This is a genomic window from Mycobacterium sp. (assembly GCF_035274705.1).
In the GTDB taxonomy this organism is placed as follows: Bacteria; Actinomycetota; Actinomycetes; order Mycobacteriales; family Mycobacteriaceae; genus Mycobacterium.
On the sequence record NZ_DATENY010000012.1, the window covers coordinates 65,118 to 75,651 of the forward strand.

Below are 10,534 nucleotides of genomic sequence, written 5' to 3' on the forward strand. Positions count from 1 at the left end.
GTCTATCTTCCCGAAGAACCATAACGTGCTCTATGGTTGGATGCGTTGAGTATGGGCGGGGGCTCGATGTAGAGCGCGCCATTCGGCGAAGCCGAAACGCGCTCCGTCCGCCTACCCGACAACTAATTCCGTCTACGTTCCGGAGCAATAGTGACCATCCGTACGTTCGACGACGTCGAACTTTCCTCGAAGGCCTTCTGGGCGAAGACCGCCGCCGAACGTGAGGAATCGTTCGCACTCCTCCGCGAGGAACGTCCGATCACCTGGCAACCCCAGGTCGAGGACCCATGGATGCCGGACGACAACCCCGGCTACTGGGCCGTCGTCCGGCACGCCGACATCGTCGAGGTGAGCAAGCGCAGCGATGTGTTCATCTCGGGCAAGGGCGTCACGTTCGAGAACTTGCCTCCTGACGTACTGCGTGGTTCACAGTCGATTCTTGCCATGGATCCCCCCGAACACACCAAGATCCGCAAGCTCCTCCGAGCCGCGTTCACCCCTCGCCAGGTGCAGCTCATCGAGGACCAGATCCAGGCAAATGCCAAGGACATCGTCGACGGTATAGCGGGCAAGGGCGAAGCCGACTTCGTCAAGGAAGTTTCCGCAATCCTGCCGATGCGCACGGTGTGCGACATGATCGGCATTGACCGAGCGGACCAGTCGCAAGTCGCGCACGCGGCCGAGGTAATCACCGGATGGAACGATCCGGATGTTCGGGGTGGCCGGGAACGTGGTCCGGCGCTCGCCGAAGTCGGTTGGTACCTCACAACTCTGGCCCGCAAGTTGGCTAGGGAGCGCCGCGCCGAGCCGCGTGAGGATCTGATCTCGGCGCTGGTCAACGCCGAGGTCGACGGCGAGCGGCTGAACGATGTCGAGATCTCGGCGTTCTTCACGCTGCTGTGCGTCGCGGGCACCGACACGACGCGGCAGACTGCCACGCACGCGGCCAAGGCGCTGACCGATCACCCGGCCCAGCGACTCTGGCTGGCCGAGGATTTCGAAGGGCGAATCAGGGTCGCCGTCGAGGAGATGGTGCGCTGGGCCTCGCCGGTGATGACGTTCAAGCGCACCTGCGTGCAGGACTACGTCCTCGCGGACGTTGCGGTCAAAGCCGGTGACCAGATCGTCATGTTCTACGCATCCGGCAATTGGGACACGACGGTGTTCGAGCACCCGCAGCGGTTCGACTTGTCGCGAAATCCTAACCCGCACCTTGGATTCGGTGGCGGCGGCAGCCACTTCTGTCTCGGCAGCCAGGTCGCGCGCGCCCAGCTCCGCGCTCTGTTCCGTGAATTGCTCACCCGGATACCGGATTTCCAGGCCGGTACGCCGGCGATGCTTGCCGGAAACTTCATCCACGGCATCAAGTCGATGCCGATCACGTTCACTCCCGAGAAGTCGGCGCGATGACGGCTCCCTGCCGCCTTGACCGAACGACTCGCCCATCAGCTGACCGATACGGGCCGTTTTGTTTCACGGTGACAGTGACCACTCGTGTCCTAGTTCTGCGCGCTGCACAAGCACTGATGAGCTGTTGGCTGGTTATTCGGCGAGGTCGAAGGCAGCAATGACTTTGGTGGGCCTTATCCGGACGACGAGCTCGCCGGGGACGCCGTTACGTCGGCCGAATTCTTCCGCGCGGTCAGGGCCCATGTAACGGGCGCCGGTGCGTGTTGCGATGTCGAGGAGTTCGTCGGGGTCCTCGGAGAGGGCGGCGATGCCCTGGACTTGGATGAAGCCGTACGGCGGGTGAGGGTCGTCGACGCACAGCACGACACGTGGGTCCCGCGTCAGCGCTTGGCCTTTGGCGGAGGCTTTGGCGGTGTTGAGGACGAGATCACCGTTGTCGACGACAAACCAGACCGGGGCTAGGAGCGGGCGTCCGTCTTGGGCGAGGAATCCGAGCATTCCGGTCCGGGTGCCTGCGGACAGGAACTCGACGGCGGTGGCGGAGAATTCGGCGACGGGGGTCATGCGTCATTCACCCCAGCGTGATGCGGCGGTCACGCGCTCCAGCTGCGTGACGTGTGGCGGTGTCGAGCGCTCGCTGACTAGCGTGTGTCCGATCGAGAACATCGGTCCGCGCTCGGGGACGGCCCGGATCTGCTCGACGATGTCGTCGACGATGCTGCGCGCGAATGCCAGTCGCGGGTAGGCCACATGGATGGCGGCGGCCTGGTCGTCACTGATGCACTCGGTGAACTCGCCGAAGTCCATCCCTGCGCCCGCGCGGGTCAGGAAGGTCAGCGGCCCGCGGCGCTCGGGAATTCCGGGCGAGGTATGCAACGCGATAGCCTCCCACACCTTGTCGACCTCGGCAGCGCCAAGGCCTTGAGCGGTAAGAAATTCAGCGGCACGATCAGCCCCGCAGATCTCGAAGCGAACTGGATCGCGCACGTCGCGACGCAAACCGATGTCGTGCAGCAGTGTCGCGGCAAACAGCAGTGTCTCGTCCACCTCATTGGTCAAGTTCAGATGATCACGCAGCATACGGGCGAAGATCCAACTTCGAGCGCTGTGATTGGCCACGGAGCGGCTCTCTTGGCTGAACACCAATTCCATTGCGGCCGCGGCCCACGGCACGTCCGGAGTTGCGAGCAAGGCGTCGTGGTTGGTCGTTGTCATAGTCCGATAATCACCCGTGTAGACGTGCGCCGCCGCTGTCTATAAGTCATTGTTCGATATATTCAAGACAATCTGCTGACGAATTCGCTGGTTGGCTGGATTGTCATAGTCGATATAATCTCGTCATGAAGACGCATCGCGTGGCTGTTTTGGCGCTCAACCACGTCATCCCGCTTGACCTAGCCTTACCGGTCGAGGTCTTCTCCCACCCGCCCTACCGCACGCAAGTGTGCGCCCCGACGTCGCCGGTGCGCACGACCGCGGGATTTACGATCAATCCCGATCGGGGCCTTCGCGCCTTGGCGCGTGCCGATACCGTGGTGGTACCTGGATACCGTCCCCATGATGTGTCGCTCGATCCAGCGGTGTTGGCGGCGCTTCGACGTGCCCACGCACGTGGAGCGCGCATGATTTCGATCTGCGTCGGCGCCTTCGCCCTTGCCCAGGCCGGAATCCTCGATGGGCGGCCGGCGGCAACGCATTGGCGCAATACCGACGAGCTTGCACAGCAATTCCCCGCGATCGATGTGCGTGCTGATGTGCTCTACGTCGACGACGGTGACGTGCTGACGTCTGCGGGCGTGTCATCTGGCCTTGACCTGTGCCTGCACGTGGTGCGCACGGACCTCGGAGTGGAGGAGGCTCGCCGCATTGCTCAGGAGTTGGTCGCAGCTCCCCACCGTGACGGCAACCAGGCCCAATTCATCGCACGTCCGCTCGAGGTTGCCGGGACCGGTCCGATAGGCGAATTATGCGCCTGGGCCAAGGAAAACCTGGACCAGCAGATCACGTTGGAGGATCTGGCCGCTCGGTGTGCGATGTCGCCACGCACCTTGACGCGACACTTCCGGGATGCCACCGGCACCACGCCCCTGCAGTGGCTGCTGACGATGCGCATCGATGAAGCGCGGCGACTACTGGAGACCACGGATCTACCCATCGACGATGTTGCCGAGCGCGCCGGATTCGGCACCGGCCTGAACCTTCGGACGCACTTCCGCCGCAGGCTCGACACCGCCCCCACCACGTATCGACGCAACTTCCGTGCGCCTGGCGGTGCGGTGCAACACGCGGCGGTGTGAGCACCACCGCCGCGGTCCTGCCCCGGGAACGTGTGCGCAGAAGCGCCAGCGCAGCGTGGATGTCGTCGGCTCGCCGCTAGACCATGGTTTGTCTCATGCGGTTCGTCGAGTCTTTCCGGTTCGACCGAAGCGGTTGCGGTAATCCTGCGGTGATACGCCGAGCACCTTGACGAAGGCCCGGCGCATGCGCTCGTCGTCTCCGAATCCAGCACGGCGCGCGACGGTGTGCACGGGATCGTGCCCAGTTTCCAACAGACGTCTGGCTGCTCCCACACGGATTCGTTCCACCGCACGCGCGGGGCTTTCGCCGGTTTCGCGGACATAGACGCGAGCGAAATTCCTCGGGCTCATGTGTGCGGCATTGGCGAGCGCGGGCACGGAGAGGTCCGCGTCGATGTTGGCGCGGATCCAGTCGTGCAGCTGCTCGAACCGGCCATCGGCATCTCGAATCTGTTGTCTCAGTTCGACGCTGAACTGCGATTGTCCGCCGGGCCGCTTCAAGAACAGAACCATTCCACGCGCCACGTCGAGAGCGGTCCGGTGATCGAGGTCTTGTTCGATCATCGCCAACGCCATGTCGATTCCCGCTGACACCCCGGCAGACGTCCAGACATGGCCGGAGGTGACGAATATGGCGTCCGCGTCGACGGTCACGGCGGGATAGTGCTGCGCGAGTTTCTGGCAGAACGCCCAGTGCGTCGTCGCATGCCGGCCATCCAATACCCCGAGCTCGGCGAGGATGAACGCTCCCGTGCAGATGGAACCGAGGCGACGCGGTTTTCGAACGTGCTTGGCCAGGCAGGTGCGTAGGGTTTCGGTCGTTGCGGGCGGGAGGTCGAGGACCCCACCAGAGACGAGCAATGTGTCGACGGCCCGCAGCACCGTGGTGTCCAATGCCGCGGTCTGCAGCGTGACGCCGGTGTCGGTGGTGATGGGCCCGCCGGCTTCGGAGGCGAGGACCAAGTCGTAGGCGCGGCGACCGTCGTCGAACCGTGCCTCGCTGAACGCCTGCATCGGGCCGCAGATGTCCATCAGCTTGGCTCCGTCGTAGGCGACGAGCACCACCTTGCGCAGGCGTTGCCGTTGCGGGCGTGCTGTGGCTGATTTTGAGGGCATGTGTAATTTTATGCCATGCCGCAAGCGCCTAGCAGGTCGGCTGGTCGCCCCAGCCTGAGTTATTGATGACGTCAAGGAAGGTGAGCTGTGTCCCGCCGCGCAGGTGATACACGTGGGCGGGGAAGGTAAACGGTGGGCCCTTGCGGGGATTGACGTGGATTCCGTGTGCGATGAGGTCGGCGATCGCGTAGTCGAGGTTGTGTCGTGGCCATGCCTCGTGGACGCGATCGGCGAACCCCGGTGGCAGCAGTCCCTTTTCGTTGCCGTCGATATCCAGCGAGATGCCGAAATGCGTGACGGAGTGGTCGGGGCCGAAGCGGTGAGCCAATCCGAGGCTGGTGTGGACGGCGATCGCCTGCCAGATGGTGGTGACTTTGCCCTCTGCTACCCCGTGTTCACGCAGGAACCGCGCGGCCGCATCGGCACCGTCGACCTCGAATCGCTGGTCTCCGCCGCCATATTCGGTCAGTCCAAGGTCGTGCAGAACACTGCTGAGAAAGACGGTTTCGTCGTCGTAGTCGGTGCCGCTGCGCAGCCCTTTGGCGGCGGCCAGTTCACGTCCGAAAACGTAGGAGCGCACGGTGTGGTTGGCGACGAACTGCGGTGACACCTCGTACAGCAGTCGCAGTGCGGCGGTGGATACTTCGGTGTCGGGGAAGTGCCACTGGGCGGCGAGGTCGAGTGAATTGGTCATGGGGTGTCGTCCCTTCGTGCCCATGCATTCACCATGCTCAACTGCGCCGGGGGCCACCAGGGTTCAGATGGTCACCGCACACGAAGATCTGGCCATTTATCCCTGCAGCGCAACATATTCACGACGGGGTGGACTGGCCAGGGTCTGCCGTCTGCATGGTGTCGCCTGTTCGGTACTCACCTGGTGTGACTCCAGCGGTGCGGATGAAGTGATAGCGCAGGGAGTCATAGGAACCGAACCCACAGCGTTCGGCGATGCGGTCCATGGTCAGGTCAGTGGTGTCCAAGAGCTGCCGCGCCCGGTCGACCCGCAGTTGGGTGAGGTAGCCGAGCGGTGTGGTGTCGAGGTGATCGCGGAACTGCCGGTTGAGGGTGCGCACGCTCACCGAGGCGCGTGCGGCCATCGTCGAGAGGGTAAGGGGTGCAGCGGAGTTGCGATGCATCCAGTCCAGCAGTTGCCCGAGCGGTTGCTCGGATCTCTGCTCCGCAGCACCGTCAGCCGGCGGCGTGTTACGCCGCGGCGCCGCAGCCCGCAGATCGTGGTCGCCGGGCTGGTCGGCGGAATCGGCCGCTGGTTCCGCCTCCCACGGCTGACGGTTGTGGTGTCGGCGCCATTCTTTTGGGCTGACGCCGTATTCGGCGCGGAATGCGCGGCTGAAGCTGGACATGTCGGTGAACCCGCGGCGGCGGGCGACGGAGGCAATCGTCGGGTAGGCATTCCTCGACAGATCGTGGCGGCACGCCTCCAGTCGATGGGTGCGGATCCATTCGGACAGGCTGATTTCGGCGTCAGCGAGGACTTTGTACAGGTGCCGGACAGAGATGTAGTGCGCGGCGGCAATCATCTCTGCACCCAGGTCGGGGTCGGCGAGGTGGGCGCGGGCGAATTCTAGGATTCGCAGCGCCAGGGTGGAGGCCAACGGATCGGCGGCGCCGTCGTTGCGCAGGTGGGTCGCGATGACCGCGCGGACGAGCTCCACGCTGGGATGGCCGACCGACTCGGCGTGGGAAGCCGTCCGCAGTGCTGGGTCTGCCGCCAGGCGACGAAGATAGTCGTAGGTCAGCGACGTCACGGGATGCTGCGGGCTCAGTGAGACGGCGCAGGCCCGGCGGATGGCATCGTGGGGCATCGCCAGTGAGGCGTGGGGTATGCGGAAGAACTCGCCGGTCATGCCGGTGTCATTGAGCAGGGTGTAAGGCGCGGTGGAGTCGTAGATGACCAGTGCACCTGGATGGAGTATCGCTTCGCGCCCGTGTTGCACGACCATGCTCGTGCCAGACAGTTGCAGGTTGACGAAGATGCTGGGTTCCATATCGTCGCGTGCCAGAGACGGCGTGCGGTCGACTCGGAAAGCGGTGGTCTGACCTGAGCACACGGTGAGGTCACCCAGGTCGGTAATCACGCCGTGGGCTGTGGCGCCGGGCCGGTCGCCGATCCAGTGAAGTTCGATCGGCACCATCGTCGTCCCGAGCGCTTCGTGGACAAATTCAGCGCGGTCGGTTGCGGCGACTTCATCGGTGTTCAGGATGAAGGACAAATCCACCACCTCCTCTACAGACGCTAAGGGCGGGCCCCGGTGCGTGGCGATTGGGCGCTGTCGTCACACTGTGACGCCGCAGCCGACCTGCCCGCGAGATGGCAGATCGCCATTGATCCTTGTTTTCCCGCCATCTTCGCGAAAAAGTACGTCATGGCTCATCGTGTAGTGGCAGTGGCGTTACCCGGTCTGGTGACCTTCGATCTCGCCTGCGCATTGCAAATGTTCGGGCATGGCCCCAATCTCGCCCCGTCGGCTCTCTACGACCTGGTGGTTTGCGGGCCAGGTGGATCGCACATCTCCACGTGCGATGGGTTCGACCTGCGGCTACCCCGTGATCTCGGTGCGCTCGAGAACGCGGACACCGTCGTGGTTCCCGGCTACGCTTCGGCACCGGATGCCGCGCCGTCCGACGAGGTGCTGGAGGCTCTGCGGCAGGCGGCCGAAAGCGGGGCGCGGATGATGTCCATCTGCATCGGTGCGTTCGCGCTCGGCCATGCCGGATTGCTGCGCGGGCGCCGAGCCACGACGCACTGGGCTGGCATTGACTCTCTCAAGCGTGAATTCCCTGACACGGTGGTCCTCGACGACGTGCTCTATGTCGATGAGGGGGATGTCCTCACCTCGGCCGGTCTGGCCAGTGGCCTGGATCTCGCGTTGCACCTGACTCGTCGCGATCACGGCGCCCATGCCGCGGCCGAACTTGCGCGCTGGAACGTCTTGTCACCGCACCGCGACGGCGCGCAGGCACAGTTCATCGCCACGGCCCCTCCCGATACCTCGGCGAGCTCGATGGACTCGCTCTGCCAGTGGGCGTTGAGACACCTCGATCAGCCGCTGGGTTTGGCCGAGATGGCAAGACGCGCAAACGTGAGTGAGCGAACCCTGCTGCGCCGCTTCCGATTAGAGATCGGCACCAGCCCCAAACGCTGGCTGTCGCAGGCACGACTAGACCGCGCCCGCCAACTGTTGGAAACCACGGACATCCCCATGACCGATGTCGCTCAGCGCACCGGGCATGCGTCGGCGGCGGCGCTGCGCGATCACTTCACGGCGGCCCTCGGGACCTCGCCGGCCGCGTACCGCCGAGCGTTCCGGCCGCCGCGGTCGCAGTCGGGCGCTCGGTTCTAGTTCTGCGGCGGCGACAAGCGCTGGTCGAAAACCGAGGGCCCCAGGTAGCGCTCGAAGACGCGCCAGCCGTTGTCAGTGCGGCGCAGCCGATCAAGCATCGGCGAGTACAGCCAGATGGACGGCACGCCATACGGGCTGTTGACGATGCCTTCTTCGAGGGGTACGCCCGGGGCCGTGTCGGGGAATGCGTAGCGCACCAACATCATGTGGTAGCGCACCGCCACACCATCGGGGCCATCTGCGTCGACGATGTGATTGGTGGCGTGGCGTGCCACGCCGGGAATCAGATAGCGATACTCCTGTTCGAAGAACACGCGAATTTCTTCGTGCCCGCGGAAAGAGCCGTCGAAGTGGAATGCCGCGGCTTCGGGCAGAAACGACTCCACCATCGCATCGACATCCCACACCTCGAACAGCCAGTTGAGCCGGTTGACGAAATCTATGGCGTCGATGCGGTCTTGGGCACTTAGCGCGCCTTGAAAGGCGACAGGCGGAAAACTCAGCATGGGCCTACCTTTCGTCGTCGCCCGACCCGACAGGGGTACGCGCGGTGTCGTGAAATCTGCTGCGGTCGCTTCAGATACATACCTCGACCCTAGAGAGCCCTGGGCAGTAATAGGCGTCCTTGCGCGCGTCGTGCACTCCACGCACACCGCTGTGCAATCTGTACACACTCACCCACAACCTCGGCCACGTCCGAAGGCATGCCCGGCCTTCACAAGGTGCGCCGGCAGTGCCGCCCAAGGCGGTTTCTACGCGGGAATGTCGCGCACGATCTCAGTCAGCTCACCGCTGTTGATCTCATAGAAGAAGCCATACAGGTTGACGGTCTTGGGTACGACGGGGCTCTTACGGAGCAGATCCACGTCGTACTTGATCGACTCGTCGAAGTGAGTGACAGCCAGGCTCTCTCGATCGAAGAACTCCGTGAGATCAGTACCGTGACGCTCCTTATGCCATTCGGTGAGCTGCTCTGCTGTGAATGCTGTTGCGCCGCAGAAGGAGTGATGCACCACGACGACGTTCTGCACGCGGAACAGGTAATCCAGTGTCGCGACGGCGAGCAGCGCATCGACGGCACGTCCGCCGCCGTTGGCCATGGTGAACAGCGTTCTAGTGGAACCGACCTTGTTACCGGCGCCGTCGAGGATGTCTTCGCCCGGGTACACCTCGTCTGGCAGGTGCTTGGCCACCGCGTCCGGAATGTCTGCGGCACGGGGGTCGAAGCAATGAATGACCAAGGTCTTCATGGGAATTGCGCCATTGAACCCCTGGAACTGGGAGGCGTCGAACCAAGGTTGGGTTCGGAATTCGTATTTGCTGAGATCCACAATTTCCTCTTTACTCGTCAGATGGTTCGTGATGGTGTTTCGGCGCCGACACGTGTGGTCGCCGCGTGGCCGGGTGTCTCCTATTCGTCGAAGGGCGCCATGTCGAGCGCGATGGGAGCATCGGCGATGGTGAGGGGTGATCTGTTGTGGGCAACACGCGTACAGATGTGAAACCAGTGCCGGTATGGCTGCTTGCGGTCGACTTCGTGGTTGAGGACGTCATTGAACGCGCGCTTGAAGTTCAGCCTCGGGTAGCGCCGCAGGACTTCGCCGACGTCGGCGGGATCGAGTGCGGCATCCTGCACCCCGGAGACGTCATATTCGACACCCCGCTGCATGATGCGGCTTGTGTCACCGCGAAACTCGTTGACGTCCCCGGTGTGCAAAGCAATGTTGTCCCAGACGCTTTGGGCACGCTCTTCACAGACCCCCCTATCGAGCAGGAACGTGCGCGCCGCAGTGGCCCCTTCGATCTCGAAGCGGTGCCTGCCCACGAAGTGCTCGGTGAGGCCGAGGTCGTGCAGGACTGCCGAGAGGAACATCAGCTCGCTGTCGACCTTGATATCTTCCTGTTGCGCGAAAAGTTCGGCGAACCAGTAACTGCGCATGGCGTGGTTGAACAGCATGTCGCTGGACACGCTTCGTGCCAGGTTCTCGGCCTGCTGGGCGATGGTGCTGTTGGGTGCCGAGATGTCGGTGATCATGACAGCGTCCGTTCTTTTTAGCGTCGACTTCGAGCGTAGGAGCACCGCGCACGTGGCGGCAATGACAACTACTCCTCGTTTTCTGCCATCGCTGCGGCCGGGTCATTCGCGTCGGTGCGGGCTGATTCCGGGGACGCGCAGGTGCCCTCGCGAAGACTAAGGCACAGCCTTTTACGTTGTGCGACAGTGTGATCCACGTGAATCGCGCCCGCTGCCGGGCGGATTTACATCAACTGCACGAGGGTGTGCGAGCAGTGCTTCGCGCGGCCGCTTCACGTCACTCGCATTCGATATCGGACTTTTCGGCGCGCCCC

The 10,534-nt window shown here is 63.6% G+C and carries 11 protein-coding genes; 3 read left to right on the forward strand and 8 right to left on the reverse strand.

The genetic code is table 11. The features are described 5' to 3' along the window. Positions 1-150: 150 nt before the first annotated feature. Positions 151-1,410 carry a cytochrome P450 gene (locus VJV41_RS02620; protein WP_325330789.1) on the forward strand — a complete coding sequence of 420 codons (1,260 nt, stop codon included), beginning with the start codon at positions 151-153 and terminating at the stop codon, positions 1,408-1,410. Between the two features lie 132 nt (positions 1,411-1,542). Here VJV41_RS02620 and VJV41_RS02625 read toward each other — a convergent pair whose 3' ends face one another. After that, positions 1,543-1,974 (reverse strand): PPOX class F420-dependent oxidoreductase, encoded by a 432-nt coding sequence (locus VJV41_RS02625; protein ID WP_325330791.1) that lies wholly within the window; start codon positions 1,972-1,974, stop codon positions 1,543-1,545. 3 nt (positions 1,975-1,977) lie between these two features. Continuing rightward, positions 1,978-2,625: an HD domain-containing protein gene (locus VJV41_RS02630; RefSeq protein ID WP_325330793.1), complete on the reverse strand. Its 648-nt coding sequence runs from the start codon at positions 2,623-2,625 to the stop codon at positions 1,978-1,980. Between the two features lie 125 nt (positions 2,626-2,750). Between VJV41_RS02630 and VJV41_RS02635 the strand changes: the two genes are divergently transcribed. Further along, entirely contained in the window at positions 2,751-3,707 is a 957-nt protein-coding gene (locus VJV41_RS02635) for a GlxA family transcriptional regulator (RefSeq protein WP_325330795.1), read from the forward strand. A gap of 93 nt (positions 3,708-3,800) precedes the next feature. Here VJV41_RS02635 and VJV41_RS02640 read toward each other — a convergent pair whose 3' ends face one another. The 3 genes from VJV41_RS02640 to VJV41_RS02650 form a co-directional block, all read right to left on the reverse strand. Beyond that, entirely contained in the window at positions 3,801-4,823 is a 1,023-nt protein-coding gene (locus VJV41_RS02640) for a GlxA family transcriptional regulator (protein WP_325330797.1), read from the reverse strand. 28 nt (positions 4,824-4,851) lie between these two features. Continuing rightward, positions 4,852-5,517, reverse strand: a complete 666-nt coding sequence (locus tag VJV41_RS02645) for a phosphohydrolase (RefSeq protein ID WP_325330799.1) — start codon at positions 5,515-5,517, stop codon at positions 4,852-4,854. Between the two features lie 118 nt (positions 5,518-5,635). Then, entirely contained in the window at positions 5,636-7,054 is a 1,419-nt protein-coding gene (locus tag VJV41_RS02650; RefSeq protein ID WP_325330801.1) for a helix-turn-helix domain-containing protein, read from the reverse strand. A 153-nt stretch (positions 7,055-7,207) separates the two neighbouring features. Here VJV41_RS02650 and VJV41_RS02655 point away from each other — a divergent pair, with 153 nt between their 5' ends. After that, positions 7,208-8,185, forward strand: a complete 978-nt coding sequence (locus tag VJV41_RS02655; protein WP_325330803.1) for a GlxA family transcriptional regulator — start codon at positions 7,208-7,210, stop codon at positions 8,183-8,185. Here VJV41_RS02655 and VJV41_RS02660 read toward each other — a convergent pair. The 3 genes from VJV41_RS02660 to VJV41_RS02670 form a co-directional block, all read right to left on the reverse strand. After that, complete coding sequence (locus tag VJV41_RS02660; protein WP_325330805.1) at positions 8,182-8,691, reverse strand: nuclear transport factor 2 family protein; 510 nt, start codon at positions 8,689-8,691, stop codon at positions 8,182-8,184. The two genes, VJV41_RS02655 and VJV41_RS02660, sit on opposite strands and share 4 nt — an antisense overlap. Before the next feature lie 246 nt (positions 8,692-8,937). Then, positions 8,938-9,516, reverse strand: a complete 579-nt coding sequence (locus VJV41_RS02665) for a hypothetical protein (RefSeq protein WP_325330807.1) — start codon at positions 9,514-9,516, stop codon at positions 8,938-8,940. Positions 9,517-9,596: 80 nt separating this feature from the next. Continuing rightward, a complete protein-coding gene (locus VJV41_RS02670; RefSeq protein WP_325330809.1) occupies positions 9,597-10,220 on the reverse strand; it encodes an HD domain-containing protein in 624 nt (207 codons plus the stop codon). Positions 10,221-10,534 lie beyond the last annotated feature (314 nt).

Coding starts and splice junctions, on each gene's coding strand:
- VJV41_RS02625 (WP_325330791.1), bottom strand. CDS start 1,974: ATGACCCCCGTCGCCGAATTCTCCGCCACCGCCGTCGAGTTCCTGTCC.
- VJV41_RS02630 (WP_325330793.1), bottom strand. CDS start 2,625: ATGACAACGACCAACCACGACGCCTTGCTCGCAACTCCGGACGTGCCG.
- VJV41_RS02635 (WP_325330795.1), top strand. CDS start 2,751: ATGAAGACGCATCGCGTGGCTGTTTTGGCGCTCAACCACGTCATCCCG.
- VJV41_RS02640 (WP_325330797.1), bottom strand. CDS start 4,823: ATGCCCTCAAAATCAGCCACAGCACGCCCGCAACGGCAACGCCTGCGC.
- VJV41_RS02645 (WP_325330799.1), bottom strand. CDS start 5,517: ATGACCAATTCACTCGACCTCGCCGCCCAGTGGCACTTCCCCGACACC.
- VJV41_RS02655 (WP_325330803.1), top strand. CDS start 7,208: ATGGCTCATCGTGTAGTGGCAGTGGCGTTACCCGGTCTGGTGACCTTC.
- VJV41_RS02660 (WP_325330805.1), bottom strand. CDS start 8,691: ATGCTGAGTTTTCCGCCTGTCGCCTTTCAAGGCGCGCTAAGTGCCCAA.
- VJV41_RS02670 (WP_325330809.1), bottom strand. CDS start 10,220: ATGATCACCGACATCTCGGCACCCAACAGCACCATCGCCCAGCAGGCC.